25 protein-coding genes are annotated in these 26,041 nt (G+C 59.9%); 11 read left to right on the top strand and 14 right to left on the bottom strand.

Annotation, left to right across the window (positions count from 1 at the left end; genetic code table 11):
- Positions 1-4: 4 nt before the first annotated feature.
- The 6 genes from C9411_RS09570 to C9411_RS09545 all read right to left on the bottom strand — a co-directional run bounded on the left by C9411_RS09570 (position 5) and on the right by C9411_RS09545 (position 6,936).
- Positions 5-871: a hypothetical protein gene (locus C9411_RS09570; protein WP_063989573.1), complete on the bottom strand. Its 867-nt coding sequence runs from the start codon at positions 869-871 to the stop codon at positions 5-7.
- 45 nt (positions 872-916) lie between these two features.
- Positions 917-1,666 (bottom strand): molecular chaperone, encoded by a 750-nt coding sequence (locus C9411_RS09565; protein ID WP_063989574.1) that lies wholly within the window; start codon positions 1,664-1,666, stop codon positions 917-919.
- On the bottom strand, positions 1,666-3,006 hold the full coding sequence (locus C9411_RS09560) for a fimbrial protein (RefSeq protein WP_063989575.1): 1,341 nt from the start codon (positions 3,004-3,006) through the stop codon (positions 1,666-1,668). The genes C9411_RS09565 and C9411_RS09560 overlap by 1 nt, the downstream gene beginning before the upstream one ends.
- 29 nt (positions 3,007-3,035) lie before the next feature.
- Positions 3,036-5,570: a fimbria/pilus outer membrane usher protein gene (locus C9411_RS09555; protein ID WP_107226942.1), complete on the bottom strand. Its 2,535-nt coding sequence runs from the start codon at positions 5,568-5,570 to the stop codon at positions 3,036-3,038.
- A gap of 20 nt (positions 5,571-5,590) precedes the next feature.
- Positions 5,591-6,313, bottom strand: coding sequence for a molecular chaperone (locus tag C9411_RS09550; protein ID WP_063989577.1), 723 nt, complete (start codon positions 6,311-6,313; stop codon positions 5,591-5,593).
- Between the two features lie 89 nt (positions 6,314-6,402).
- A complete protein-coding gene (locus C9411_RS09545; protein ID WP_063989578.1) occupies positions 6,403-6,936 on the bottom strand; it encodes a fimbrial protein in 534 nt (177 codons plus the stop codon).
- Between the two features lie 333 nt (positions 6,937-7,269).
- On the opposite strand from C9411_RS09545, the gene C9411_RS09540 reads away from it, so the two are divergent.
- Positions 7,270-7,995 (top strand): LuxR C-terminal-related transcriptional regulator, encoded by a 726-nt coding sequence (locus tag C9411_RS09540; protein ID WP_233221891.1) that lies wholly within the window; start codon positions 7,270-7,272, stop codon positions 7,993-7,995.
- Between the two features lie 7 nt (positions 7,996-8,002).
- Here the strand turns inward: C9411_RS09540 and C9411_RS09535 are convergent, their stop codons facing one another.
- A complete protein-coding gene (locus C9411_RS09535) occupies positions 8,003-8,473 on the bottom strand; it encodes a helix-turn-helix domain-containing protein (RefSeq protein ID WP_233221890.1) in 471 nt (156 codons plus the stop codon).
- Between the two features lie 189 nt (positions 8,474-8,662).
- Between C9411_RS09535 and C9411_RS09530 the strand changes: the two genes are divergently transcribed.
- Positions 8,663-9,088, top strand: a complete 426-nt coding sequence (locus C9411_RS09530; protein ID WP_107226940.1) for a tautomerase family protein — start codon at positions 8,663-8,665, stop codon at positions 9,086-9,088.
- A gap of 114 nt (positions 9,089-9,202) precedes the next feature.
- Here the strand turns inward: C9411_RS09530 and C9411_RS09525 are convergent, their stop codons facing one another.
- Entirely contained in the window at positions 9,203-10,084 is an 882-nt protein-coding gene (locus C9411_RS09525) for a LysR family transcriptional regulator (protein WP_063989581.1), read from the bottom strand.
- A 181-nt stretch (positions 10,085-10,265) separates the two neighbouring features.
- On the opposite strand from C9411_RS09525, the gene C9411_RS09520 reads away from it, so the two are divergent.
- Positions 10,266-11,210 carry an amidohydrolase family protein gene (locus C9411_RS09520; RefSeq protein WP_063989582.1) on the top strand — a complete coding sequence of 315 codons (945 nt, stop codon included), beginning with the start codon at positions 10,266-10,268 and terminating at the stop codon, positions 11,208-11,210.
- A gap of 128 nt (positions 11,211-11,338) precedes the next feature.
- Here the strand turns inward: C9411_RS09520 and ychF are convergent, their stop codons facing one another.
- The gene (gene ychF, locus C9411_RS09515; RefSeq protein WP_049211448.1) at positions 11,339-12,430 is read right to left on the bottom strand and encodes a redox-regulated ATPase YchF; all 1,092 of its coding nucleotides are present in this window, start codon (positions 12,428-12,430) and stop codon (positions 11,339-11,341) included.
- 334 nt (positions 12,431-12,764) lie between these two features.
- Here ychF and C9411_RS09510 point away from each other — a divergent pair, with 334 nt between their 5' ends.
- Positions 12,765-14,294 carry a SulP family inorganic anion transporter gene (locus tag C9411_RS09510; RefSeq protein ID WP_107226939.1) on the top strand — a complete coding sequence of 510 codons (1,530 nt, stop codon included), beginning with the start codon at positions 12,765-12,767 and terminating at the stop codon, positions 14,292-14,294.
- Between the two features lie 37 nt (positions 14,295-14,331).
- Here the strand turns inward: C9411_RS09510 and pth are convergent, their stop codons facing one another.
- Entirely contained in the window at positions 14,332-14,922 is a 591-nt protein-coding gene (gene pth, locus C9411_RS09505; protein ID WP_107226938.1) for an aminoacyl-tRNA hydrolase, read from the bottom strand.
- 301 nt (positions 14,923-15,223) lie between these two features.
- On the opposite strand from pth, the gene ychH reads away from it, so the two are divergent.
- Positions 15,224-15,502 (top strand): stress-induced protein YchH, encoded by a 279-nt coding sequence (gene ychH, locus C9411_RS09500; protein WP_025302491.1) that lies wholly within the window; start codon positions 15,224-15,226, stop codon positions 15,500-15,502.
- A 185-nt stretch (positions 15,503-15,687) separates the two neighbouring features.
- On the opposite strand, the gene prs is transcribed toward ychH, so the two are convergent.
- The 3 genes from prs to lolB all read right to left on the bottom strand — a co-directional run bounded on the left by prs (position 15,688) and on the right by lolB (position 18,296).
- Positions 15,688-16,635, bottom strand: coding sequence for a ribose-phosphate diphosphokinase (gene prs / locus C9411_RS09495; protein ID WP_004941061.1), 948 nt, complete (start codon positions 16,633-16,635; stop codon positions 15,688-15,690).
- A gap of 174 nt (positions 16,636-16,809) precedes the next feature.
- Positions 16,810-17,676: a 4-(cytidine 5'-diphospho)-2-C-methyl-D-erythritol kinase gene (gene ispE, locus C9411_RS09490; RefSeq protein WP_063989585.1), complete on the bottom strand. Its 867-nt coding sequence runs from the start codon at positions 17,674-17,676 to the stop codon at positions 16,810-16,812.
- On the bottom strand, positions 17,673-18,296 hold the full coding sequence (gene lolB, locus C9411_RS09485) for a lipoprotein insertase outer membrane protein LolB (protein ID WP_063989586.1): 624 nt from the start codon (positions 18,294-18,296) through the stop codon (positions 17,673-17,675). Before lolB ends, ispE begins: the two co-directional genes overlap by 4 nt.
- Positions 18,297-18,776: 480 nt before the next feature.
- On the opposite strand from lolB, the gene hemA reads away from it, so the two are divergent.
- Genes hemA through kdsA form a run of 6 tightly spaced genes read left to right on the top strand, consistent with a single transcriptional unit; the run spans position 18,777 to position 24,151 of the window.
- Positions 18,777-20,039 (top strand): glutamyl-tRNA reductase, encoded by a 1,263-nt coding sequence (gene hemA / locus C9411_RS09480; RefSeq protein WP_107226937.1) that lies wholly within the window; start codon positions 18,777-18,779, stop codon positions 20,037-20,039.
- A gap of 31 nt (positions 20,040-20,070) precedes the next feature.
- The gene (prfA, locus tag C9411_RS09475; RefSeq protein ID WP_063989587.1) at positions 20,071-21,156 is read left to right on the top strand and encodes a peptide chain release factor 1; all 1,086 of its coding nucleotides are present in this window, start codon (positions 20,071-20,073) and stop codon (positions 21,154-21,156) included.
- Positions 21,156-21,989, top strand: coding sequence for a peptide chain release factor N(5)-glutamine methyltransferase (gene prmC, locus C9411_RS09470; protein WP_107226936.1), 834 nt, complete (start codon positions 21,156-21,158; stop codon positions 21,987-21,989). The genes prfA and prmC overlap by 1 nt, the downstream gene beginning before the upstream one ends.
- Before the next feature lie 41 nt (positions 21,990-22,030).
- Positions 22,031-22,432 carry a SirB2 family protein gene (locus tag C9411_RS09465; RefSeq protein ID WP_199200123.1) on the top strand — a complete coding sequence of 134 codons (402 nt, stop codon included), beginning with the start codon at positions 22,031-22,033 and terminating at the stop codon, positions 22,430-22,432.
- Positions 22,429-23,238, top strand: coding sequence for an invasion regulator SirB1 (sirB1, locus tag C9411_RS09460; RefSeq protein WP_107226934.1), 810 nt, complete (start codon positions 22,429-22,431; stop codon positions 23,236-23,238). Before C9411_RS09465 ends, sirB1 begins: the two co-directional genes overlap by 4 nt.
- Positions 23,239-23,296: 58 nt before the next feature.
- On the top strand, positions 23,297-24,151 hold the full coding sequence (gene kdsA, locus C9411_RS09455) for a 3-deoxy-8-phosphooctulonate synthase (RefSeq protein WP_038872048.1): 855 nt from the start codon (positions 23,297-23,299) through the stop codon (positions 24,149-24,151).
- Positions 24,152-24,199: 48 nt separating this feature from the next.
- On the opposite strand, the gene dauA is transcribed toward kdsA, so the two are convergent.
- Entirely contained in the window at positions 24,200-25,888 is a 1,689-nt protein-coding gene (gene dauA / locus C9411_RS09450; RefSeq protein ID WP_107226933.1) for a C4-dicarboxylic acid transporter DauA, read from the bottom strand.
- Positions 25,889-26,041 lie beyond the last annotated feature (153 nt).

Genomic DNA, 26,041 nt, shown 5'->3' with positions numbered 1-26,041 from the left:
CGGCTCAGCGGGGCTCGGCGGCCTGCGGCGTGTGCCAAACCCGTTCAAGCCCGAATTCGACCATCGCGAAATAGAGGCTGAAATAGCGCTCTGCCATGATAAAGAACGAGCTGTTGAGTTCGATCACCACGTTATTGGTGGTGGTCAGCAGGCCCGATTTTTCCGCCGCCTGCAGAATGCGATTGACGTGCGCGCGTGAGACGGAGCACGACTTGGCGATTTTCGCCGAGGAGAGCAGCAGAAACGGGGAGTCCTGCCGGATGCTTTCGATATGCAGCATCAGCAGCACCATGTGGCCGGCGTCCTTGCTGATAAACAGCCCGGATTGCGGCACCAGATCGATCAGGTAGATCTCCTTGAGCATCAACTGGCCGTAGGCGGCGAAAAAGGTGGGCAGAAAGTCGGGCGCCGCCAGCAGCGTCGCGATGGGCATCTGTGGCGCCAGCGCCTGATAGGGCAGTGCCATGGAGGCGATCAGCGCCTGGGTTTCCGCCAGCGCGTGCGGCGTAGGCTTATAGCGCAGCTGGCGTTTGTCATGTTCGCAGGGTTTGACCTCCAGCCGACGGCCGACCCGCAGAAAGAACAGAAAGGAGTCCAGGGAGTTCTCGCTGATCATGTTCTTTCCTTTAAAAAAGGCTTTGATGTCTTTCAGCCCGGCGGCGGGCTGGTGGTAGTAAATGGACAGGATGGTGGAACAAATGATGAACCGGCTGTTCCTGAAGATGATTTTGTAAAACAGCGGATGTTTCTTGTAGGTCTCTTTCAATAGCTCCCCGTGTTTGACGATGGCGGCGTGAAACGCCGGTGACTGCCTGATGATGTTGGCCTGTTTCTCCAGGTGAAACTGTAGCTGGAATCTGCTTAGACTCATTTTCCCTATTTCCTGTACTTAAAAAAAATGTGCTGCTTTTTATCGTTATGGGTTTGCTGTGTATGACTTGACGATCTGTTGGCCCTGGTCGTTGATGAGGGTGGCCTGAACGGTGACCTGTGAAGGGAGTGTCGGCGCCGTAACGCCGTCGAGGTGATAATCCCGCATGCTGAACGGCGCGGTCATCATGTCGCTTTCTTGCCGCACCGGGTAATCACGCCTGTCGGTATGCACGGCGATGCGGGCGAAGGAGAGATAAAACGCCGACCGGTTGTGACAGCGCAGCAGATAGCCGCCCGGTGATTGTTGCAGCGTGAACGAGACGGCCTCGGCTGCGTTTTCGGCTTTCCCCGTCAGCGCTTTGGGGCGGTAGAAGATTTTCATCTGCGTGTTCATCGCCAACGTCACGCGCGACGCCAGCGGCGGCGTGGTCGGCCGGTTGGGCGGGATCTCATACAGGTTAAGCCAGAACACCGACTCCCTGTCGGTGGGCAGGGCCGCGCCGGCAAACAGGATCCGCAGCCCTTTCAGCGCCGAAGGCGGCAGGGCGAATACGCTGGGCAGGGTGACAAACGGCGCGCGCGACAGCTCGGGGGCGGCGTTGACGTCGCCGTTATCGACCCAGGTTTGCGCCACGATCGGATAGCCGTTGGTGTTGAGCAGCATCAGGGTTTTTTCCGTGTCGCCCTCGCGGAAAATCACCCGGGTGGCGGAGGCGATGATGCCCGCCTGCGCGCCCATGGTCGCCAGCGCCAGCAGCAGGGCGCATCCCATCGTCAGATATTTCTTTCTCATCATTGCACCTTAACCCAGACGTAGGCCCTGGCGTCCACTTTGCCGGCGGTGACGGTTTGCCCGGGCAGCCGGGCGAGCGTGGCGGTGAGCTGGGTGGTGTAGTGGGTAAACCCTGCCGCGGTGCTGCCGCCGCCGCTGGCGCCATTGAGCACCGGGTACCAGCCGGCGTCATTACCTTGCGGGCATTGCCCGGCGCTGCAGCGCGCCCAGCCGACGAAATTCATCGGTGCGCCGTTGCCGGCGTTGGCGAGTGCGATGCCCACGCCGGTAGCGACGCTGCTGTCGGTGCCGTAGCCGCTGGAGAGCAGGTAGCTCACGCCGCCGTTGGCGCTGACCAGCCCGAGCTGCTGCGCCGCGACGTAGCTTTCATACGGCACCTGCAGGCCGAGGGCGGTATTGTTGCTGCTGACGCCGGACACGGCGGCGTTGTCGCATTCGATATTGAGGGTGAACTGCGCCTGTGAGGTTTGCCCGGCGGTCAACTGGCTGACGGATATGGTCGGCAGGATCACCAGTGGCGTGACGTTGCGCGCCACGCAGGTGGCGGTATAGGTCAATGAGGAGATCGGTGCGGTGCCCATGCCCATCGCATTCCAGCGCCCGGTGCCCCAGGTGGCGTAGTTGGTGGCGGAGTCGCTGCCGATAGGATCCGAGGCGATGCCGGGCCCCTGAAAGGTGACATAGCCGTTCGGCTGCGTGCAGGTATAGTTCGAATTGCCGGTGGTCGAGGCCATGCCCACCAGCGGGTTGCCGGCGCTGTAGCCGCAGTAGTTGCTGGCACCCGCGCCCGGCAGCGAGCTGATGCGGATCAAATCGGCACGGATGGCGCTGAAGTCTTTCACCCGGATCTGAATTTTGCTGCCGACGGTGGCGTAGCGGGTAATCGGCGCCGACTGCCAGTAGCGGGTAAAAACCTTGCCGGAATCCAGATGGGTCAGGCGGATGCCGACGTAGGGGAAGTAGGTGGCGTAGTAGTTGGGGTTACCGTCCTGGGCGCCCAGATCGTAATAGCCACCGACGCGATCGTCGCCGTTGGTGGCGAAGACTTCATAGATCTGCCCCGCGTCGCCGGCGTCGCATTCATACAACACCTTGTTGGGATCGGGATAGCGCGTGCCGGACGTAAGATCGAACACGCTGGTGCCCAGCGGCGTGCCGACGGGCTGCAGGTAAGTGCTGGTCAGGTTAACCCGGCCCAGCGCCGTGCCCACCCCGCAGGGATCGCAACCGGAATCGATCCAGGGGGCGACCCGGGTACATTGGGCCAGCGCGGCGGGCGCACCGAACAGCGACAGGGCGAGCAGCGCCAGGGCGGCGATCGGGTAAGCAATGCGTTTCATCGTCTCTCCTGAGAATAAGTGTGAACGGGCTAGCGGCACGGGGCGCTGAGCCGTTGAATCGGGCCGTCTTCCCCGGCGGGCAGGCGGTAATGCAACGTGCACTGCTGGCCGGGGGCGTCGCCCCAGTTCAGCGTCAGCGCACCGGCATTCCGGTCGCTGCGCAGATACACCTGATTGGCCTGGCCGACCATGCCTACGCTGTTGCCTGCGTTGTCCAACACGTTGGCGCCCATCGGGATCGGCGCGTTATCGGGCCGCTGCGCGGTGATCAGCAGCGCCTGGCCGCGCACGGTGTTGAAGTGCAGACGCACCGTAGCGCCGGCATAAGGAGCGACGCGCCGCTGGCCATCTTCCAGTTCCGCTTTGTCGTTCATGCCCTCGGGGTTCAGCGCGACGGTGTTGTAGTGATAGGGCACCAGCGACGGCGCCAGGGCGTAGCCGAAACGATCGACGCGCGCGCCCTGGCCGTCCATCACCCGTGCGCCGCTGGCGCCGGGCGCTTCGATCAGGGCGAAGGTATCGCCGACATACGGCCCTAATGTCACGCCGCCGCGGTGCGCCACCACGGCGCCCTGCAGCGACAGGGAGCCTTGTCGGTACTGGCGCGCGGTGGAGAACGAGCCGGTGACGTTGGCGTAAGGCAGACGGGTTTGCAGGTTGCCGCCCCAGATACTTTGTTGGCGATCGTCGTCGGTGGTGAAGTTCAGGCCGTAGCTGACCGGCTGTTCGTCGCCGACGCTGCCCGACAGCGCAGCCTGATAGTTGCCCCCCTGGCCCTGGCTGTGGTTGGCCAGCAGCGAGACGCTGGGGGCGGATGACGAACGGCCGAGCGGGAAGCTCAGCGACAGGGCGGTGACGGTCTGCGTGTTCTGCGCCAGCGGCGCGCTGTAGACATTATCCAGCGGCCCGTAGCCGCGGTAGTCGCCGTTGCTGTAGCCCAGGCTGCGGGTACGGGTGACGGAGAGGTTAAGCGCCACGCCGTTGCCGAAGGTTTTCCCCCAGCCCAGCTGGAGCTGATTGTCGCGGCCGCGCTGATCGCGGTAGTCCTGAGTCGAGCCGGACATCGTCAGGCTGCCGAACGCCCCCATCCCCTGATTGACGGCGACTTCGAAACGCGAACGCTGGCGGTAGGAGTCGGACTGCCAGTTTTGGCCGGTGACGGCGGCGCGCCGCACGCCGAGCACGTCGCTGAGATCGCGAAAGCCCTCGGTAGAGTAGCGGTAGCCGGCGATGGATAGCGTGGTATCCGTCGGGCTGAAGGTTCGGCTGTAAGAGAGGTGCAGCATCCAGCCGGAGGCGCTGCCGTCCGGCAGGCTGGCGTGGGAATAGGTGGTATCCATGCCGAAGGCGCCCAGCCAGCTGCTGTACACCCCGCCCAGCATCATCGCCTGGTAGCCGTCCGCCAGTTGGTTGCCGAGGTTGAAGGTCAGGGCGTTGGTCAGGCCGTGCTGCCAGGTCACTTCGCTGAACAGATCGTTGTCGCCGACGTAGCGGGAACGGCCGACGATCGCGGAGTAGCGCGACTGACCGGGGCGGATGGATTCCGGCACCGCGGCGAACGGCACGGTGAAGGTGCTGACGCTGCCGTCGGCTTCCGTCACCACCACGGTGAGATCGCCGGCGTAGTTGGTGGCGTACAGATCGTTGATGGCGAACGGCCCCGGCGCGACGGTGGTTTCATACAGCGTGCTTTTGCCCTGCAGCACCGTCACGCGCGCGTTGCTTTTTGCCACGCCGCGCACCACCGGCGCATAGCCGCGCTGGGAATCCGGCAGCATGCGGTCGTCCGAACTGAGCTGAATGCCGCGAAAGCCCAGGCCGGAGAAGAAGTGCCCGTCGGTAAAACCTTCGCCCAACAGCATTTCGCTGCGCCAGGGCAAGATCGCGCGCTGCACGTAGCGGCGGCTGGTGTCCAGGTGGCCGCCGAACTCCCGATCGTAGCGGTAGCTGGACTGCTGGCGGTAGCGCCATAGCCCGAGGTTGAACCCGCCGTTCAGGTTGGCGTAGGTCGAGTCGAGATCGCGAGTTTGCCCCTGTCGGTAGCTGACGTGGTACTGGTTGAGGTTGTAATTGACGAAGGCCATCGATTCGCCGCTGTCCAGGCTGGCGGGATTGACGCTGCCGCGCGGCTGGCCGTTCAACAGTGCCTGCGGAATGCTGAGATCCAGCCGCAGCCGCGAAATATCGGCGTTCACCGCGATGTCCTTGAGATCCCGACCGGGCAGCAGGCATTCCGCTTCGGCGGCCGCCGGCGGATTTTTCAGCCCGAAGCGCGTCAGCTGCGGCCGATCGAAACAGGGCAGCACCTGCTTGCCTGCGCGCACGAAGCGAATTTGGTCGCGCTCGAGAAACTGGCCGTTGAGGTACAGATCGATCTGATAGCTGCCGGGAGCGACGGCGTCCTGCTGGTTGAACTGGCTCAGGGCGCTGTTGCTCAGCACGCTGCCGCGCAGCAGTGCGGGATCGAAGGTATAGCCGTCGGCGGCGGCGCAGCCCAGCGGCAGCGCCAGCAGCGCGCAACACCAGCATGCGGGCAGCGGCGTCGCCTTGCGGACATCGAACATGAAAACCTCCCTGTCTGGTGTCAGCGTGCGACGTTCAGGGTGCGTGTGATTTCCACCCCATAGTCATTGATGACGCGCAGTGCGACCTGCCGCACCTCCCCGTTCACCGGCCAACTGGCCTGTGAAAACGGCGGGATCAGGTCCGCCTGCGGGATGGCGATGCGCTTCGCGCCGCTCAGGATCGCGGCTTGGCTGACGTTGACGTAGTAGCCGGTCGGGTTGTCGACGCGCAGCGCGTTGCCGGCCTGGCGCAGGCTGAGCCGATCGATGACGTGGTTGGCGTCGCCGGCCAGCCCGGCGGGGCGATAGAACACCTTCAGCCGATTGGTGACCACCAGCAGCAGTTTGTTCTTGTCGCTGTCCGTCTGGCGCACGGCGGGCACCTGCAGGAAGTTGAGGTAGAACAGCGATTCGCGATCGCGCGGCAGCGGCTGGCCGACGAACGACAGTCGCACCATTTGCCCGCTGTGCGGATTCATGCGGAAGATTTGCGGCGAGGCGACAAAGGGCGCATCGGCGTTTTGCGGCGTGGATTTGGGGTTATTGATGTCGAGCCAGATCTGCATCAGCGCCGGGGTGCCGTCGTCGTTGGTGAACTGCAGCGTTTTTTCCCGCGCCTCGGCGGGGTAGATCACGCGGTTGCCGAGCAGCGTCACGCTGGCCGACGCGTGGGTAGCGGCAAAACTCATCAGGCAAAGCGACAGGGCGGCCCATCGACGGGCGGTGCGGGTTATCTGCGGCATAAACGTGAACCGATAAAGGGAGCGAGTCATTCAGCGCCGCCCGGCGAAGGGCGGCGCTGGCATCAACAGGTATGGCGCCTGACGCCGGCTTATTTGTAGCTAATGGCGAACTGTGCGGTGGCGATCACCGAACCGGCCGCCACGCCGGTGTCTTCCGCGTAGTAGCGGGCCACCAGGTTCTGCGAGGTGGAGGTGGCGTCTTTCGCCAGCGTCATCGCCGACGTGGTGACGGTCGAACCGCTGGCGAATGACAACGGCGTGGTGGCGTCGCTGTCCAGCAGTTGAATGGACACCTTGGCCGCATCGCCCGCGTTGCCCAGGTTGCCGTTGGTGGTCGGGTTGTTGCCCGCCAGCACGGTTTTGATCGCCGTATCGCTGGTTGCGGCCGTACAGCCCGTGACGTTAACGGTAAACGTGGTGTCACCGGCGGTGGCGCCTTTAGTGGCGAGTTTGCTGGCGGCGACGGTTGGCAGCAGAACGACCGGATTGGATTGGTTACCGTTAATATTCACCGAGCAGGTTTGCGTGCTGACTTCGCCTTTAAATTGCACCGTATTGGACGAAGCGGCCGCACAGGCGCCGGAGAGAGCCAGCATGGATAATGCGACTAATTTAACATTCATGTGAAATGCCCTTTAATTTACTTTAGAGAAAAGCTTTCCTGACAGTAATAAATTACTGACGTGCGGTTGTGGGTTAATCATGTTGCGCAATTGTTTTTTAAACGCCTCGGCAAACATGGATTTTCATCCTAACAAACTAAGAATTTTCCCTATAGGTGTTTTGAATAAGGCAATAAGACGAGAAGGCCTGCTGTTACATTTATTTTCATTTGTTCTTATATCATACAAAATAGAAAATAGATCTATATCATTACGTTGCGATTTTATTGGGTTGCTAGATTTTGTGATTGAAATAATTTGAAACATTCATGCCTTTTTTGCGTATTAATCAACGTGCTGACGGATGTGCGATTATTTAAAAAACATGTTATCAATATGTTTTATATTGGTGTGCTTTGCAGGCAAATTACCCCAAAAAAGAGCAGCGACAAGCCGCCTGAGGTGTGGAAGCATGCTTTCATGCTGATAAGGAGAATTAAAGTGAGAGTGATTTATATCGACGGTTCACCGCTGTGCCGGTTGGGCATGAAAACATTATTGGGAGGTGGGGTGATAACCTTATCTTCGCCCAATATTAACATCGTTAAAAATATAAGCCCGGCGCCTGATTTAATTATCATGGATTTTCCCCATGAAATTTATCGGTTCGAAACCTATTTGAGGTTTATTGACCTTTGCCGCGCTGAATATAAAGACGTCCGGATACTGTTCTTCGTCGATAAGACTTCACCGCTGATCCTGGCGTTTATCGCTGCGGCGCAGCCGGATGCGATTTTGCACAAACGGGAAGCGCTGCAGGTGGTGCGGGAAACCTGCGCGGCGCTGGTCTGCCGTGAGGAGGAAGGTGAACGGCACGTGGTGAACCGGCATCGGGCGGCGGCGATCACGCCTGGCGAGGCGGCGGTGCTGTGTGAAACCGCCCGCACCGAAGATATCCGCTTGACCGCGCGGCGGCTTAACCTGCACCCGAAAACCGTTTATTCGCACCTCAATAACGCCGGCAAAAAGTTCGGCATCCGCAATCGGGTCGAACTGCTGAAGATGATTGCGCTGTTGTAGTGCGCCGTTAGCGGGTTTTGCCGACGGCCAGCCGCCATCGCGTGATCTCATCGGCGCCGGGCCCGGCGGCCAGCGCCAGGTTTTGCGGCGGCAGCGGTTCGCCGGTCACGGCATCGATCACGCGCAGGGTGGCGGGGTGGCCGCTCGCGCGGTCAACCACGCGCAGCGGCGGCCCGGCCAGCTCGGACAGGTTCCATTTGTCGCCAATCTGAATCATCGCCATCACCAGCAGACCGAGATCTTTTCCCTTCTCCGTCGGCAGATACTCGTAGCGATCGGGGCGCGTCTGGTATTGCCGTTTTTCGATAAGGCCGTTGCCTTCCAGCGCCTTGAGCCGATCGGCCAACGTATTGTTGGTGATGCCGGTCGACTGGCGCAGATCGTCATAGCGCGAGAGCCCCAGCAACAGATCGCGCATGAGGATCGCACCCCAGCGATCGCCCAATGCCGACAGCACGTGGGCCACCGAACACGTCATGCCCTCAAACCCTTTTGCTTTCACCTTGCCTTACCTCTGTTTTCCGTCTGATTGCCGATAATTTTATCGCCTAGGCTTGATCACTTCAATGATTGGAGTTATTACTCTTATTATTAGAGTTTTGTTTGACACCGGCTGCCGGCCAGAACGATTGTCGATACCCCGCAGCTTTACCGAGGAGAGAACGCGATGCCACTGTGGCAGATTTACCACCCTGAACCGGCCTTCAGCGCCGCCGATAAACGCGCGCTTGCGCAGAAGGTCACCGCCCTGTACCAAGACTTTTTACCGCGCTTCTACGTCAACGTCTTCTTCCACGCGCTGCCACCCGGCGCGGCGTATCTCGGCGGCGAACCGGCCGATGACTTCGTGCGGGTGACCATCGACCATATCGCCCGCGCCATGGACAACGACGCGGAGCAGCAGCAATTCCTGGCGGCCTGCACCCGCATCCTGCAACCCTACCTCGCCGCGCGCGGGCTGCGCTGGGAGCTGCACGTGGACGAAACGCCGTTCTCGCTGTGGACTATCGAAGGCTTGAAGCCCCCGGTGCCGGGGACGGCGGCGGGGGAGAAATGGCGCAGCGAGAACCGGCCTTCGGTGTGGGAGGGGTAGCGGCGCTGACGGAATGCCCGATGCTTAAAAGCGACGATGAGCGCCGGTTTTTTATCTTCGCTTAAACAAAACCGGCATCACCGCGTGGGGGCTGCGAAGGTAACCCGGCAGGCATCATAGGCTGTGTTGTACATCTGATATGAATGCATTAACGATGGCGGATTTTTCATCCTTACGATAGATGAAAAAAACCTCAGTTGCGTTATCGACGGCGGGGATCGGCCTGTAGGTGATGTTGGGCAGTTTGATTGAGGATAGCGAAGAGGGAACGATGGCGATGCCAAGGCCGGAGGCCACCATGCCGAGCACGCTTAATGTGCTGTCTAACCGATAGGCTACCTTGATGTCTTCTTCAATAATGGCGTTCAGGATACGAAGCTGGCCATCGTCTCCGCTGTTTTCCGAGTAGATGATAAAATCTCGCCCAGAGAGGTCTTCCTTTTTCAAGGCCTCTTTTTTCGCCAGATCGGAGTCTTCCTGAATCACGACGACCCAGTCAAATTTTTTTATGGGTATAAAGCCGAGCTCCGGTGGGATATTGAGATCCAGATTGGGGCAGTAGCTGACGTCGATATTTCCGTTGACGATCTCATCGATTTGTTTCCAGTATGACAGCTCTTTGGCGCGGAAGTTAACGCCGGGGTGCTCTGCTTTAAATCGATGAATATCGGCGGTGACTAATCCTGCCGCCACGGCATTGCCGACAAATCCGATGCGCACATTGCCATTCTCACCTTTCGCCGCCGCTTTGGTTTCGTCAAGCGTACTTTTTATTTTCTCATAAATATCCGGCGCGTTTTTTAAAAATACCTCTCCCACCTCAGTGAGTTCGACATTACGGTTGTTGCGAATAAAGAGTGGTGCACCAATCTCTTCTTCCAGCGCTTTTATCTGCATGCTGAAAGCCGACTGCGTAATATGAATGCGCTTGGCCGCTTTGCCAAAATGTTTTTCTTCAACGAGGGCCAGGAATGCCTGGATATGGCGAAAATTCATGGATTAGATTCCTGTATCAGTCGTTCAAAAAAATGAATTGGATATATGGTTTCCATGAAAATACCCTCTAATAGAGCTCGCGTTAAAGTGTAGGTTATTTCTGAAATGCGAGCTAGTCAACAACACTCAGCGTGTTGCTATATATTTCAACGATAAAATATATGCATAGTGGAGGCGCTAAATGAATTCATTAGCCAGAATCGACGTTCATACTCACCTGGTCCCGCCCTTTTGGGGCAGCGCGCTGCCGAACCACGGCGGCGATCCGTCCGGCTGGACCTTGCCAAAATGGACGGCGGACGATCATCTTCGCTATATGGACAAACAGCAAATAGCGACCAGCGTCCTATCGTTAACCGCGCCAAGCGTGGTTGGCTGGGAAGGTCAGGCTCGCCGCGATATGGCCAGGAAAGTCAATGAATATACGGCGGATCTGGTGGCGAAATACCCCACGCGGTTTGGTCACTTTGCGACCGTGCCGTTGCCGGACGTTGAGGGGGCGGTGCGTGAAGTTGAGTATGCACTGGATGTGCTGAAAGCCGATGGCGTGGTGTTATTAACCAATTATGAAGGGGTCTATTTAGGTGATAAAAAGTGGGCTCCGCTTTGGGCGGCGCTTAACCAACGCTCTGCCGTTGTTTTCATTCACCCTGGTCATCCCATCATGGATTTGCTGGATGGCGTTCCTGGCCCCTTGGTTGATTATCCGTTTGATACTACACGCAATGCCGTCCATATGGTGTTGAACGGCGTTATGGATAATTATCCTAACGTGAAAATTATTCTTTCGCATGCCGGCGGTTTCTTGCCTTATGCCGTTTTGCGTTTTACATTGCTGGCAGAGTCACTTAATCCAAATGGGCCGTCAGCTCAGGAATTGGACGGTAAATTTAAGCGCTTTTATTTTGATACCGCATTGTCTTCCGGCCCTAATGCATTCTCCAGCCTACTGGCGTTTGCGAATCATAATAATATTCTTTTCGGCAGCGATTATCCTTATGCGCCTGAGCCCGTCGCCGCTAAGTTTAATCATATTCTCGACGCCGAGACAAACCTGACCGATGCGCAGAAAGTAAACTTCAATCGGAATAACGGTCTTGCGCTTTTCCCGCGGTTAAATAAATAAAGGTTTCTGCTGGGATGATGCCGCATTGCTTTAAGCGCTGGCACGTTCCCTCCCGAAAATAAAAAATCCACGCCGAAGCGTGGATTTTTACGTTTCCGGCAGCCGAGAGAAACGCTGCGGGGAAGGGATTAGACGTTGAACAGGAAGTTCATCACGTCGCCGTCTTTGACGATGTAATCTTTACCTTCGGAACGCATTTTACCGGCTTCTTTGGCGCCTTGTTCACCCTTGTAGGTGATGAAGTCGTCGAAGGCGATGGTTTGCGCGCGGATAAAGCCTTTCTCGAAGTCGGTGTGGATCTTGCCGGCCGCCTGCGGGGCGGTGGCGCCGACCGGGATGGTCCAGGCGCGCACTTCTTTCACGCCGGCGGTGAAGTAGGTCTGCAGGTTCAGCAGTTCATAACCGGCACGGATCACGCGGTTCAGGCCCGGCTCTTCCAGGCCCAGTTCGGCCATGAACTCGTCGCGATCTTCGTCTTCCAGCTCGGCGATGTCGGATTCCACGGCGGCGCATACGGCAACCACTACGGAGCCTTCGGCGTCGGCGATTTTACGCACGGTGTCCAGGTACGGGTTGTTCTCGAAGCCGTCTTCGTTGACGTTGGCGATGTACATGGTTGGCTTCAGGGTCAGGAAGCTCAGGTATTTGATCGCCGCTTTGTCTTCGTCGCTCAGATCCAGCGCGCGCAGCATGCCGGCGTTTTCCAGGTGCGGCAGGCATTTCTCCAGCGCCGCCAGCTCGGCTTTGGCGTCTTTGTCGCCGCCTTTGGCTTTCTTCTGCACGCGGTGGATGGCGCGCTCGCAGGTGTCCAGGTCAGACAGCGCCAGCTCGGTGTTGATCACGTCGATGTCTTCGGCCGGATCGACCTTGTTGTTGACGTGAATGATGTTGTCGTTCTCGAAGCAGCGCACCACGTGGCCGATGGCTTCGGTTTCGCGGATGTTGGTCAGGAACTGGTTGCCCAGGCCTTCACCCTTGGACGCGCCTTTCACCAGGCCGGCGATGTCGACGAATTCCATGGTGGTCGGCAGAATGCGCTGCGGCTTGACGATCTCGGCCAGCTTATCCAGACGCGGATCGGGCATCGGCACCACACCGGTGTTCGGTTCAATGGTGCAGAACGGGAAGTTGGCTGCTTCAATGCCCGCTTTGGTCAACGCGTTGAACAGGGTGGATTTGCCTACGTTGGGCAGGCCGACGATACCGCATTTGAATCCCATGTTGTAATCACCTTAAATATCTTAACTATCAGCCGGTTAGATTTAATCGACTGCATAAAGGGCAAAATAATGCCGCCATTATACACGTAATGGGCGTTTATCTCGATCAGACTTGTTTGGCCGGGGCGAGCGCTGCGCGGGCGACCGGTTTTTGATTGAGATTTGGATCACATTTACCCATACTGGCTGTTCCGTTCAATTGACAGGAAACGCGCCGGATGTATTTCTTGCCTACGCCACCCTGAGCTGTACCCGCCTGCAGTCTGCCGCGCCTTGCGGTACCCCATACCCGCTACGCGGGGAGATGATGTCATCTGTCATAAGTGAATAATGCATGTTTAACCTGAGTAACGTCAGGATCGCGGACGTTAAAAATGAAGTCCTGGCGGGCTTTGTGGTGGCGGTTTCGATGATCCCCGAGGCGGTCGGCTTTTCGCTGGTCGCCGGTCTTTCGCCGATCGTCGGTTTGCATACCGCGTTTATTATCGGCCTGGTCACGGCGCTGTTCGGCGGCAAGCCGGGCATGGTTTCCGGCGCCGCCGGCTCCATTGTGGTGGTGCTGATGAGCCTGGCGGCGCAGTACGGCATGGGCTACGTGCTGTGGGCCACGCTGTTTGCCGGGGGGATCCAAATCCTGATCGGCGCCTTTCGGCTGGGCAAGTTCATTCGTCTGGTGCCGCTGCCGGCGATCCACGGCTTCGTCAATGGTCTGGCGATCGTCATCATGCTGGCGCAATTGAAGATGATCGCCGGGCAGGGGCCGCTGATGTACGGCCTGGTGGCGCTGGCGATTGCGGTGGTGGTGCTGTTCCCGCGCCTGACCAAAGCCATTCCGTCTTCGCTGGCGGCGCTGCTGGTGGTTTCGGCGTTGGCGATCGGTCTCAATCTGCACACGCTGCGGGTGGGCGATCTAGCGGACATTTCCGGCGCGCTGCCGCACTTCAGCCTGCCGACGGCACCGTTTACCCTGGAAATGGTGCGGGTGGTGCTGCCCTATGCGGTGGTGATCGCCCTGGTCGGTTTGATTGAATCGTTGCTGACTATGACGGTGCTGGATGAAATGGGCGGCAAGAAGGGGAACGGCAACCGCGAGAGTATCGCGCAGGGCGCCGGTAACGCGGTATGCGGCCTGTTCGGCTGCTTCGCCGGCTGCGCAATGATCGGCCAGTCGATCATCAACTTCACCTCGGGCGGGCGCGGGCGCCTCTCCGGCACGGTGGGCGCCATCCTGCTGATTCTGTTTGTGGTCAGCCTGTCGCGCTATATCGGCCTGCTGCCGGTGGCGGCGCTGGCCGGGGTGATGCTGGTGGTGTGTTACAACACCTTCGAGTGGAGTTCGCTGCGCCGTTTGCGCCGTATGCCGAAGGCGGACGCGCTGGTGATGGTCGCCGTCACGCTGATCACCATCTTTACCGATCTGGCGGTAGCGGTGATCAGCGGGGTGATTATCTCGGCGCTGGTGTTCGCTTGGCAGCAGGCGCGCATCCGCGTGCGTCAGCGTCAGGTAACGAGCGACGTGGCGGTGTATCGGCTCGATGGCCCGCTGTTCTTCGGCTCTGCCGCCGCTTTCGCCGAGCTGTTCGACCCGCAGAGCGATCCGCAGAACGTGGTGCTGGATTTTGCCGGCACCCGGGTGATGGATTCCAGCGGCGTAGAGGCGATCGATAAGCTGACGGCGCGTTACCTGGCGGCGGGAAAAAGCATTCGCCTGCGCCACCTGAGCGGTGACTGCGTGCGTTTACTTAAGCGCGCCGGGCCGTTCTGCAGCCATGAGCTGGACGATCCGCAATATTACGTGGCGGAAGAGGGGTTCGCCGCCGATGACCGCCGCGTGAGCGAGGAGACCTTCAACCCGCGCGGCTAGAAGCAGGCAGCGGGCAGGGCGCCCGCTGCGGCAAGGTTCAGGCCTGCGCCTTGAAGCTGTGCAGGCGCTGAACGGTTTTTTCCAGCCCGTCCTTCATCAGCATCTCGGTGCAGCGCAGCGACTCGTCGATCGCTTCGTCAATCATCTTCTGCTCGCTGACCGGCGGTTTGCCGAGCACGAAGCCCACTACCTTGTTCTTGTCACCCGGATGGCCGATGCCGATGCGCAGGCGGTAGAAGTTCGGGTTGTTGCCGAACTTGTTCTGGATGTCTTTCAGGCCGTTGTGGCCGCCGTTGCCGCCGCCGAGCTTGATTTTGGCCACGCCGGGCGGCAGATCCAGCTCGTCGTGCGCCACCAGGATCTCGTTCGGTTCGATGCGGTAGAAGTTGGCCATCGCCAGCACCGCTTTGCCGCTCAGGTTCATGAAGGTGGTCGGCACCAGCAGGCGCACGTCGTTGCCCGCGAGGTTCAAACTGGCGGTATAGCCGAAGAACTTGCTCTCTTCTTTCAACTGCTGATTGTGGCGCTGGGCCAGCAGATCGACGTACCAGGCGCCGGCGTTGTGGCGCGTCTGGGCGTATTCCGCGCCCGGGTTGGCCAGGCCGACTATCAATTTAATACTGCTCACTGGGAGATTCGCTATGATCAGGGTAATGGAAAGGGCGTTAGTTTACCTGCCGGGGCGGCGAATGACAAAACCCGATCTCCGCCGTCGCCCTCGGTAAGAAAGACGAATGATTCATTAGCTGAATAATTCAATTTGTCCGCTAATTTTCAGCGGCGTGTTAAGAAGTGTCAATAATTCTTTACCATTTGTGATCGCCTCCGCAATCCCCTTGCCGCAACAAGGACTATACTTAACTTATCAAAGTGGGTTAACAAGTTGCAGCGTTATCCCGGTTGGCACATGGCAATCATGGAGGTGGCATATGAAACGTAGAAGCGCGGACAGAATGGGCAACTTTTTTATGGGGCTGGGGTTGGTCGTGATGATCGGCGGCGTCGGATACTCCATTATTGCTGAAGTATCCCAGTTCAATTTACCGCAATTTTTCGCCCACGGCGCCATCATGAGTATCTTCGTCGGCGCGCTGTTGTGGCTGGTGGGCGCGCGTATCGGCGGCCGCGAGCAGGTGGCGGATCGCTACTGGTGGGTAAAACACTTTGATAAACGGTGCCGCAACGACCAACATCGTTCGTCGCATTGATTAAAAAATCAGAAGGGAAGCGGGAGCAGGGCAAGGGAATATCTGCCGTGCATTAAGGTTTGAGGTCATGTTGGACTACGAGTAGAAAACCCGTTGTTGCTCACGCACCAACGGGTTTTTCTTTTTCTGCTGTCGGGCTCGCTATCTTTCCGGCATGGTGGGCGCCGCACCGGAAAGACGACGAATCAATGCTCGAACATCGCAGAGATCGACTCTTCGTTGCTGATGCGGCGGATGGCTTCAGCCAGCATGCCGGACAGGGTCAGAGTGCGAACGTTTTTCAGTGCCTTGATTTCCGGCGACAGCGGAATGGTGTCGCAGACGATCACTTCATCAATCACCGAGTTCTTGATGTTGTCCACGGCGTTGCCGGAGAAGATCGGGTGCGTCGCGTAGGCGAATACGCGCTTGGCACCGCGTTCTTTCAACGCTTCAGCCGCTTTACACAAGGTACCGCCGGTGTCGATCATGTCGTCGACCAGCACGCAGTCGCGGCCTGCCACGTCACCGATGATGTGCATCACCTGAGAAACGTTCGCGCGCGGGCGGCGTTTGTCGATGATGGCCATGTCGGTGTCGTTCAGCAGTTTGGCGATGGCGCGGGCACGCACTACGCCGCCGATGTCCGGGGAAACCACGATCGGGTTTTCCAGGTTCTGCTGCAGCATGTCTTCCAGCAGGATCGGGCTGCCGAACACGTTGTCTACCGGTACGTCGAAGAAGCCTTGAATCTGCTCAGCATGCAGATCCACCGTCAGAACGCGGTCAACCCCTACGCTGGAGAGGAAATCGGCAACCACCTTGGCGGTGATCGGCACACGCGCGGAACGCACACGGCGATCCTGGCGGGCATAGCCGAAGTAAGGGATAACGGCGGTAATACGACCTGCGGAGGCGCGACGCAGGGCGTCGACCATCACAACCAGTTCCATCAGGTTGTCGTTGGTCGGAGCACAGGTGGACTGGATGATGAAAATATCACCGCCGCGTACATTTTCGTTGATTTGCACGCTCACTTCGCCGTCGCTAAAACGACCTACAGCGGCGTCACCAAGGCTGGTGTACAAACGGTTGGCAATACGTTGTGCTAGTTCCGGGGTGGCGTTACCAGCAAAAAGCTTCATATCAGGCACGAGAAGAACCTCAGGCTTGCGTCCAGAGAAGATATTGTCATACGGCATCGCCAAGGGGCAGTCGGCGACGCCGGCGCAATATACATACGGGTATGTAAAACTAAAATTGAGACCGCAGGCAGCGCAGGGATAACAGGGCCAGGTGTGCATGACCCTGCGCAGCGAAACGTTGAGCTACGACTCAAACCGCCCGGAACGAATGCGATGTAGTGGGGAGACGTTAACGCCGCGCGCTACAAAACCACACAACCACTCCGGGGCTTGATTTAACACCTGACGGGCGGCGATTTCTGTGTCGAATTCAGCAAACACACAAGCACCTGTGCCAGTCAGGCGTGACGGGGCGTATTCTAACAGCCATGAAAGAAGCTGTTCAACCTCGCGAAAACGTTTTCTTGCGATCGGTTCGCAATCATTTGCGTACGGTGCCTGCAACAGCTCACTTAAGGAGCGAACCGGGGTGTCTCTTTTCAACTCGGGGTCGCCGAAGATAACCGGCGTCGGGATGCCGACGCCGGGATGCGCCACCAGATACCACTTTTCCTGCGGCTCGGCCGGCTGCAGGCGCTCGCCGATGCCTTCGGCGAAGGCGGCGTGCCCGCGCACGAACACCGGCACGTCGGCGCCGAGGCTGAGCCCCAGCTCGGCCAGTTGGTCGTCGCCAAGACCGCAGCGCCACAGTTCGTTGAGCGCCACCAGCACGGTGGCGGCGTTGGAGGAGCCACCGCCCAAGCCGCCGCCCATCGGCAGGCGCTTGTCGATGCTGATGTCGGCGCCGCGCGGTGCGGTCTGCAGGCCGCGTACATCGCAATAGCGCTGCAGCAAGCGGGCGGCGCGCACGATCAGGTTCTGCTCGTCCGGCACGCCGTCGACCGGCGTCAGCAGATGAATGCGGTCGTCCTGGCGCGGGTCAATGGTCAGGGTGTCGCCGTAGTCCAAAAACTGGAACAGCGTCTGCAGCAGGTGATAGCCGTCTTCACGACGGCCGGTGATGTACAGAAACAGGTTGAGTTTCGCGGGGGAGGGCCACTGGCGGATCATTTGAGCGTCCAGTTGTCCATTTTCAGCTTGATGCGCTGGTCGCCCTGCTGCAGCTCCAGGCGGTTCGGCAGCGTCGGCTGCACCTCGTTGCTGTAGCCCTGGTAATCCACTTTCCAGGTCTGTCCGCCTTGCTGGTAGGTCAGCTTGCTCAGGCGATATCGGTCATCCAACGCAAAATCGCTGGCTTCGCCCGGCAGGCCGAGCATCCATTGGCGCAGGTTGTTCAGCGGGATCGCCATGCCGGTCAGTTTGCGGATCATCTCTTCCGGATTGTCGCTGACGTAGCGTTTTCCCTGGTTGTCGGTCAACTGCACCACGTTTTTCTGCACGTTGAGATCCATTTCCGTGCTGCCCAGCGGGTTGGTCAACAGCAGACGGTAGCGCTCCGGCGAGAACTGCTGCCAGAAGAAGCGGGCGTAGACTTTTTTCTGATCAGACAAGTAGGCGAAGGAGCCGCGGGTCTGATAGGTGCTGAGCTGCTGCACCGCCTGCTCATGGGCGCGCCACTGCGGTGAGGTCGGGCTGGTGGCCGGGCCGGTCGGCTTGGTGGTGGTACAGGCGGCCAGCACCAGGCTGGCCAGCGGGATCAGACGGAGCAAACTAACTTTGCGTATTGGCATAACTTTCTCTTGTCCTTTTGTCCTTGCGGGCATGCGCGACGAAACCCGGATTCAGCGCTCACGCTAACGGGGCGGCGGCGGCGCGTCAATTTTTTGCTGCATCGCGTTGAATCTTGCCGCTTTTACAGGCGCACTGCCAACCCGGCACGCAACCCGGCACGCGCGTCGGGGTCGCCATTAAGCGTAACACAATCGCCTGAAGGCGGGGGAGGCGCGCCCGATAAGCGGTGCCGGAGTTGCGCAAACGCCGCCGTTGTGTCCGCCGAATAGCGTGCGCGTTATCGCAAACTGCGCTAAAATTTAAGCAATCGACCTACCCCATGACTATTTATCCTGCTGTATTTATTGCTTATTCATTAATTGATGTCATCTATGACAACGATTGAACGGAAGATGCGGTTGTTACTTTTATTGATCCCGCGCATCAAGTAGAATGCCGTTCAACGAGAACCCGTACCAAGATAAGTATTACTCGAAGCAATGACCCTGCTGGCGTTAGGTATAAATCACAAAACCGCTCCGGTTTCTCTGCGTGAAAGGGTGACCTTCTCGCCAGAGTCCATCGATGAGGCGCTGACCAGCTTGCTCCAACAACCGTTGGTGCAGGGCTGCGTCGTGTTGTCCACCTGCAACCGCACCGAGCTGTACCTCAGCGTAGAGCAGCAGGAACACATGCACGAACAACTGGTCGCCTGGCTGTGCGCCTACCACAACCTGCGCCCGGAAGAGGTGAAGAAAAGCCTTTACTGGCATCAGGGCAACGACGCGGTCAGCCATCTGATGCGGGTGGCCAGCGGGTTGGATTCGCTGGTACTGGGTGAACCGCAGATCCTCGGCCAGGTGAAAAAGGCCTTCGCCGAGTCTCAACGCGGCCAGTCGCTGTCCGGCGAGCTGGAGCGGCTGTTCCAGAAATCCTTCTCCGTCGCCAAGCGTGTGCGTACCGAAACCGACATTGGCGCCAGCGCGGTCTCCGTGGCCTTCGCCGCCTGTACCCTGGCGCGCCAGATCTTCGAATCGCTGGCCGATCTCAACGTCTTGCTGGTGGGCGCCGGTGAAACCATCGAGCTGGTGGCGCGTCACCTGCGCGAACACAAAGTGCGGCACATGATCATCGCCAACCGCACCCGCGAGCGCGCACAGCTGCTGGCGGACGAGGTCGGCGCGGAAGTGATCACCCTGCCGGAGATCGACGAACGCCTGGCGGACGCCGACATCATCATCAGCTCCACCGCCAGCCCGCTGCCGATCATCGGCAAGGGGATGGTGGAGCGTGCGCTGAAGGCGCGCCGCAACCAGCCGATGCTGCTGGTGGATATCGCCGTACCGCGCGACATCGAGCCGGAGGTCGGCAAACTGGCCAACGCCTATCTGTACAGCGTGGACGATCTGCACGCCATCATTCAAAGCAACCTGGCGCAGCGCAAAGCGGCGGCGGTGCAGGCGGAGTCGATCGTGCAGCAGGAAAGCACCAACTTCATGGCCTGGTTGCGCTCGCAGGGCGCGGTGGAAACCATCCGCGACTACCGTTCGCAGGCCGACCAAATTCGCGCAGAGATGGAGGCCAAAGCGCTGGCCGCCATCGCGCAGGGTGCCAACGTGGAGCAGGTTATTCACGAGCTGGCCCATAAACTGACCAACCGTCTTATTCATGCCCCCACCAAATCCCTCCAGCAGGCCGCCGGCGACGGCGACGTGGAGCGGTTGCAGTTATTACGCGACAGCCTCGGGCTGGATCAGCATTAGTTTTCTCTATTAACAGGGTTTATTACCACGCATGAAGCCTTCTATTGTTGCCAAACTGGAAGCGTTACAAGAGCGCCATGAAGAAGTGCAGGCGCTGCTCGGCGATGCCGGCGTCATCGCCGACCAAGACCGGTTCCGCGCGCTGTCGCGAGAATACGCGCAGCTGACCGACGTCAGCCGCTGCTTCCTGGAATGGCGTCAGGTGCAGGAGGATCTGGAGACGGCGGAAATGATGCTGGACGATCCGGAAATGCGCGAGATGGCGCAGGACGAGCTGAAACAGGCGCGGGCGGCCAGCGAAGAGCTGGAGCAGCAGCTGCAGGTGTTGCTGCTGCCGAAAGATCCGGACGATGAGCGCAGCTGCTTCCTCGAAGTGCGCGCCGGCACCGGCGGCGATGAGGCGGCGATCTTCGCCGGCGATCTGTTCCGCATGTACAGCCGCTATGCGGAAAGCCGCCGCTGGCGGGTCGAGGTGATGAGCGCCAACGAAGGCGAGCACGGCGGCTTTAAAGAAGTGATCGCCAAAGTCTCCGGCGACGGTGTATACGGTCAGCTGAAGTTTGAATCCGGCGGCCACCGCGTGCAGCGCGTGCCGGAAACCGAATCCCAGGGGCGCATCCACACCTCCGCCTGCACCGTGGCGGTGATGCCGGAAGTGCCGGAAGCCGAGCTGCCGGACATCAACCCGGGCGATCTGAAAATCGACACCTTCCGCTCCTCCGGCGCCGGCGGCCAGCACGTTAACACCACCGACTCGGCGATCCGCATCACCCACCTGCCGACCGGCATCGTGGTGGAGTGCCAGGACGAACGTTCACAGCACAAAAATAAAGCCAAGGCGATGTCGGTGCTGGGCGCGCGCATTCGCGCCGCCGAGATGGCCAAACGCCAGCAGGCCGAGGCGTCCACTCGCCGCAACCTGCTGGGCAGCGGCGATCGTTCTGACCGTAACCGCACCTACAACTTCCCGCAGGGGCGGGTGACCGACCACCGCATCAACCTGACGCTCTACCGCCTGGACGAGGTGATGGAAGGCAAACTGGACATGCTGATCCAGCCGATCGTGCAGGAGTATCAGGCCGATCAGCTGGCTGCGCTGTCCGCCGAGCAAGAGTGATGGACTATCAACACTGGCTGAAAGCCGCCGCCGCGCGTTTGACCCACAGCGACAGCGCCCGGCGCGACGCGGAAATCCTGTTGGGTTTCGTGACCGGCAAGGCCAGAACCTTCCTGATGGCGTTCGGGGAAACCCTGCTGACGCCACCGCAGCAACAGCAGCTGGAGACGCTGCTGGCGCGCCGCGAACGCGGTGAGCCGGTGGCCTATCTGGTGGGGGAGCGCGAGTTTTGGTCGCTGCCGCTGTCGGTCTCGCCCGCAACGCTAATCCCACGCCCGGATACCGAATGCCTGGTGGAACTGGCGCTGGCGCGTCTGCCGCCGCAACCCTGCCACTTCCTCGATCTCGGCACCGGCACCGGCGCCATCGCGCTGGCGCTGGCCAGCGAGCGCCCGGATTGTTCAGCGATCGGCGTCGATGTGCAGCCGGAGGCGGTCGCGCTGGCGCAGCACAATGCGCGCAAGCTGAATATCGACAACGTCCGATTTTTACAGGGCAGCTGGTTTGCGCCGGTGGCGGGGCAACGCTTCGCGCTGATCGCCAGCAATCCGCCCTATATCGACGCCGCCGATCCGCATTTGTCGCAGGGTGACGTGCGCTTCGAGCCGGGCAGCGCGCTGGTCGCCGCCGATCATGGGCTGGCGGATCTGGCCGCCATCGTGCGCCAGGCGCCGCACCATTTGCAGCCCCAGGGTTGGCTGCTGTTGGAACATGGCTGGCAGCAGGGCGAGAGCGTGCGCGCGTTGCTGCAGGCCGCCGGATTTTCCGCTGTCGCCACCCACCGTGATTACGGCGACAACGACCGCGTGACGCTCGGCCAATGGCCGGGATAAGCGCCCCTCATAATAACGACGCCCGGGCCATTTAAGGGAGCATCATGACTGCATACACCGCGTTGAAACATTTCCATTTGCTGACGGTCGCCATCAGTATTACCTTGTTTGTGCTGCGTTTCTACTGGCAGTGGCGCCGCTCGCCGATCATGAGCCGCCGCTGGGTCAAGGTCGCGCCGCACCTGAACGACACGCTGCTGTTCGTCAGCGGCATCGCGCTGGTGGTGACGTTCGGGTTTTATCCGCTGCTGGGTATGGACTCATGGCTGACCGAGAAGCTGTTTGGCGTTATTATCTATATCCTGCTTGGCTACGTCGCATTGGGCAAGAAGACCAAAAGTCAGCGGCTGCGAACCGTGGCGTTCGTGCTGGCGTTGGGCTGTCTGTATCTGATAATTAAACTTGCCACGACGAAAATACCGTTTCTGATGGGATACCTATGAGTAGCATTGCTGATTTTGAATTTAACGCCTCGCCGCTGAGCGAAGGGGTGATCCTGGTGTCGCAGTCGGTGCGGCGCGATTTTCCCGCTGCCGACGTGGAGCGCAAGCTGCAACAGCTGGTAGACGAAGCGCGCGCGGCGGTGCCGATCGATATCACTCAGGAGCAGCAACTGGATGCGCTCATCGAGCTGTTCTACAAGACCTGGGGATTCGGCGGCGCCAGCGGCGTTTACCGCCTGTCGGACGCCATCTGGCTGGACAAGGTGCTGGAAGGGCGGCAGGGCACGCCGGTCTCGCTGGGCACCATTTTCCTGCACATCGCCAACGCGCTGGATCTGCCGCTGTTGCCGGTGATTTTCCCCACTCAGCTGATCCTGCGCGCCGACTGGCTGGACGAAGAGCTGTGGTTGATCAACCCGCTGAACGGCGAAACTCTGAGCGAACACCAGCTGGAAGTGTGGATCAAGGGCAATCTGGGGCTGGGCGCCGAGCTGGAAGACGACGACCTCGATGAGTCGGAGAACATCATGGTGGTGCGCAAGATGCTCGATACGCTGAAGGCCGCCCTGATGGAAGAAAAACAGCTGGAAATGGCGCTGCGCACCAGCGAAACGGTGCTGTGCTTCGATCCGGAAGACCCGTACGAGATCCGCGACCGCGGGCTGATTTACGCCCAGCTGGAGTGCAACCATATCGCGATTTCCGACCTCAACTATTTTGTCGAGCAGTGTCCTGAAGACCCGGTCAGCGAAGTGATCAAAGTACAGATCCACTCGATTGAGCCGAAACAGGTGACGCTGCATTAATTCAATGACTCCGTGCAGTTTTCAAGGCGACGGTTACAACCTTAACAAAGGCGAAAGCATGAAACAGAAAGTGGTTAGCATTGGCGATATCGACGTAGCAAACGATCTGCCGTTTGTGCTGTTTGGCGGTATGAACGTGCTGGAATCGCGCGATCTGGCGATGAGCATCTGCGAACACTACGTCACCGTGACGCAAAAACTGGGCATCCCTTACGTATTCAAAGCCTCTTTCGACAAGGCCAACCGTTCTTCCATCCACTCGTACCGCGGTCCGGGCCTGGAAGAAGGGATGAAGATCTTCGAAGAGCTGAAAAAAACCTTCGGCGTGAAAATCATCACCGACGTGCATGAAGCGGCGCAGGCGCAGCCGGTTTCCGAAGTGGTTGACGTGATCCAGCTGCCGGCCTTCCTGGCGCGCCAGACCGATCTGGTGGAAGCGATGGCGAAAACCGGCGCGGTGATCAACGTCAAGAAGCCGCAGTTCGTCAGCCCGGGGCAGATGGGCAACATCGTCGACAAGTTCAAAGAGGGCGGCAACGACCAAGTGATCCTGTGCGATCGCGGCAGCAACTTTGGCTATGACAACCTGGTGGTCGACATGCTGGGCATCAACGTGATGAAAAACGTGACCGGCGGCCATCCGGTCATCTTCGACGTGACCCACGCGCTGCAGACACGCGATCCGTTCGGCGCCGCGTCCGGCGGCCGCCGCGCTCAGGTGGCCGAGCTGGCGCGCGCCGGTATGGCGGTTGGCCTGGCCGGCCTGTTCCTCGAAGCGCACCCGGATCCGAAAAACGCCAAGTGCGACGGCCCGTCCGCGCTGCCGTTGGACAAGCTGGAGCCGTTCCTGGCGCAGATGAAAGCCATCGATGACCTGGTGAAGAGCTTCCCGGAGCTGGATACCAGCAACTAAGCGCTCGTCGCCATAAAAAAAAGCCCGACTTGTCGGGCTTTTTGACGTTTAGGTGCCGGTGGCCGCCAGCGCTTCCGGCAGCGTCGGGAAGAACTGCAAGCGGCCCTCGATCGGCTGCACCCGCGCGCGCGCCAGGGTTTTCAGCGGCTGGAACGGCACGTCGGTGATCACCAATTTCTTGTCCGCCGGCAGCACGTCGATAAAGCGCCGCAGGGCGCTCAGGCCGCCGGCGTCGAGCACCGGCACCGCATCCCACTGCAGCACGATCGTGTGATAACTTTCGCTGCGCGCCAACAGTTCGGTAAAGATGCGCTCGGCGGCGGCGAAGAACAGCGGGCCGTTCACCCGCAGCACCAAGCGGCCGCCGTCGGCGCTCAGCTCACTCAGCCGCGTCATGCGGGCGATGCGGCGCATAAACAGCAGCGATGCCAGCACGATACCCACGGTAATGGCGATCACCATATCGAACAGCACCGTCAGCGACATGCACAGCAGCAGCACCAGAATGTCGTCCTTCGGCGCCCGGCGCAGCAGGTAAATTACCTTGTGCGCCTCGCTCATGTTCCAGGCGACCATCAGCAGCAGCGCCGCCATCGCCGCCAGCGGCAGGTAAGAGAGCCACGGCGCCAAGACCAGCAGCGCCAACAGCACCAGCAGCGCGTGGATGATGGCGGACACCGGCGAGGTGGCGCCGGCGCGCACGTTGGCCGCCGAACGGGCAATCGCGGCGGTGGCGGTAATGCCGCCGAAGAACGGCGCGATGATGTTGCCCGCACCTTGGCCGAGCAGTTCGCTGTTCGAGTTGTGCTTCTTGCCGGTCATGCCGTCGAGCACCACGGCGCACAGCAGCGATTCGATCGCGCCGAGCATCGCCATCGAAAACGCCGCCGGCAGCAGGGCGGAAACGGTTTGCCAGCTCAGGGTGAACGGCTGCCCGCCGCCGCCCGGCAGATCCCAGGGCAGCAGCAGCTGTGGCAGGATCGGCGGAATGCCCTGGCCGCTGCTGCCATCGGCCAGCAGGTAGCTGAAGCGCGAGCCGATGGTTGCCACCGGGTGGTCAAACAGCGCCAGCAGCCCCATCAGCGCGGTGCCCGCCAGCAGCGCCGGCAGGTGGCCAGGCACCCGCAGGCCGAGCTTGGGCCAGAAGATCAGGATCAAGAGCGTCACCGCGCCGATCAGGGTATCGCCGAAATCCAGCGTCGGCAGCGCCTGCAGCAGGGCGTACAGCTTGCCAACGTAATTTTCCGGCGTGTGCGCCAGCTGCAGGCCGAAGAAATCCTTGATCTGCATGGTGGCGATGGTGATGGCGATGCCGGAGGTAAAGCCGAGCGTCACCGGCAGCGGAATGTACTCGATCAGCCGGCCAAAGCGCGCCAGCCCCATCAGCAGCAGAAACACCCCGGAAATCAGCGTGGCGACCAGCAGGCCGGCCAGGCCGAACTGCTGCGAAACCGGATACAGGATCACCACGAAGGCGGCGGTGGGGCCGGAGACGCTGTAGCGCGAGCCGCCGCTGACGGCGATGACGATGCCGGCGATGGCGGCGGTGTACAGGCCGTACTGCGGCGGCACGCCGCTGGCGATCGCCAGCGCCATCGCCAGCGGGATGGCGATAATACCGACCGTCACCCCGGCGATAGCGTCTTTCAGCAACCGCGCCAGGCTATAAGGTTCCCGCCAGCAGGCGTCTATCAGCGCGCTGAAGGGGCGAATTTTGTTTATTTCATGCGTTTTCATCTACGGTGCTTACCAAATCTTCAAAAGTGAAAGGAATGGCGGGCCCGATGAGGTCCGTCTTGTCACGTGACAGATACCATACGCCTTTTGTTCAGCGGATTACCAGACCTGTGTCAATTTGGCGCAGGAAATCAGAGAGTCGCCCTTTTGTTT

Source organism: Serratia sp. Nf2, assembly GCF_003028435.1.
Classification (GTDB): Bacteria; Pseudomonadota; Gammaproteobacteria; order Enterobacterales; family Enterobacteriaceae; genus Serratia; species Serratia marcescens_L.
This window is presented reverse-complemented; position numbering and strand designations above follow the sequence as displayed.

What these genes read in the sequence shown, in the direction of transcription:
- C9411_RS09570 (WP_063989573.1), bottom strand. Translation starts at nt 871, where the DNA reads ATGAGTCTAAGCAGATTCCAGCTACAGTTTCACCTGGAGAAACAGGCC.
- C9411_RS09565 (WP_063989574.1), bottom strand. Translation starts at nt 1,666, where the DNA reads ATGAGAAAGAAATATCTGACGATGGGATGCGCCCTGCTGCTGGCGCTG.
- C9411_RS09560 (WP_063989575.1), bottom strand. Translation starts at nt 3,006, where the DNA reads ATGAAACGCATTGCTTACCCGATCGCCGCCCTGGCGCTGCTCGCCCTG.
- C9411_RS09555 (WP_107226942.1), bottom strand. Translation starts at nt 5,570, where the DNA reads ATGTTCGATGTCCGCAAGGCGACGCCGCTGCCCGCATGCTGGTGTTGC.
- C9411_RS09550 (WP_063989577.1), bottom strand. Translation starts at nt 6,313, where the DNA reads ATGCCGCAGATAACCCGCACCGCCCGTCGATGGGCCGCCCTGTCGCTT.
- C9411_RS09545 (WP_063989578.1), bottom strand. Translation starts at nt 6,936, where the DNA reads ATGAATGTTAAATTAGTCGCATTATCCATGCTGGCTCTCTCCGGCGCC.
- C9411_RS09535 (WP_233221890.1), bottom strand. Translation starts at nt 8,473, where the DNA reads ATGACGTGTTCGGTGGCCCACGTGCTGTCGGCATTGGGCGATCGCTGG.
- C9411_RS09530 (WP_107226940.1), top strand. Translation starts at nt 8,663, where the DNA reads ATGCCACTGTGGCAGATTTACCACCCTGAACCGGCCTTCAGCGCCGCC.
- C9411_RS09525 (WP_063989581.1), bottom strand. Translation starts at nt 10,084, where the DNA reads ATGAATTTTCGCCATATCCAGGCATTCCTGGCCCTCGTTGAAGAAAAA.
- C9411_RS09520 (WP_063989582.1), top strand. Translation starts at nt 10,266, where the DNA reads ATGAATTCATTAGCCAGAATCGACGTTCATACTCACCTGGTCCCGCCC.
- ychF (WP_049211448.1), bottom strand. Translation starts at nt 12,430, where the DNA reads ATGGGATTCAAATGCGGTATCGTCGGCCTGCCCAACGTAGGCAAATCC.
- C9411_RS09510 (WP_107226939.1), top strand. Translation starts at nt 12,765, where the DNA reads ATGTTTAACCTGAGTAACGTCAGGATCGCGGACGTTAAAAATGAAGTC.
- ychH (WP_025302491.1), top strand. Translation starts at nt 15,224, where the DNA reads ATGAAACGTAGAAGCGCGGACAGAATGGGCAACTTTTTTATGGGGCTG.
- ispE (WP_063989585.1), bottom strand. Translation starts at nt 17,676, where the DNA reads ATGATCCGCCAGTGGCCCTCCCCCGCGAAACTCAACCTGTTTCTGTAC.
- lolB (WP_063989586.1), bottom strand. Translation starts at nt 18,296, where the DNA reads ATGCCAATACGCAAAGTTAGTTTGCTCCGTCTGATCCCGCTGGCCAGC.
- hemA (WP_107226937.1), top strand. Translation starts at nt 18,777, where the DNA reads ATGACCCTGCTGGCGTTAGGTATAAATCACAAAACCGCTCCGGTTTCT.
- prfA (WP_063989587.1), top strand. Translation starts at nt 20,071, where the DNA reads ATGAAGCCTTCTATTGTTGCCAAACTGGAAGCGTTACAAGAGCGCCAT.
- prmC (WP_107226936.1), top strand. Translation starts at nt 21,156, where the DNA reads ATGGACTATCAACACTGGCTGAAAGCCGCCGCCGCGCGTTTGACCCAC.
- sirB1 (WP_107226934.1), top strand. Translation starts at nt 22,429, where the DNA reads ATGAGTAGCATTGCTGATTTTGAATTTAACGCCTCGCCGCTGAGCGAA.
- kdsA (WP_038872048.1), top strand. Translation starts at nt 23,297, where the DNA reads ATGAAACAGAAAGTGGTTAGCATTGGCGATATCGACGTAGCAAACGAT.
- dauA (WP_107226933.1), bottom strand. Translation starts at nt 25,888, where the DNA reads ATGAAAACGCATGAAATAAACAAAATTCGCCCCTTCAGCGCGCTGATA.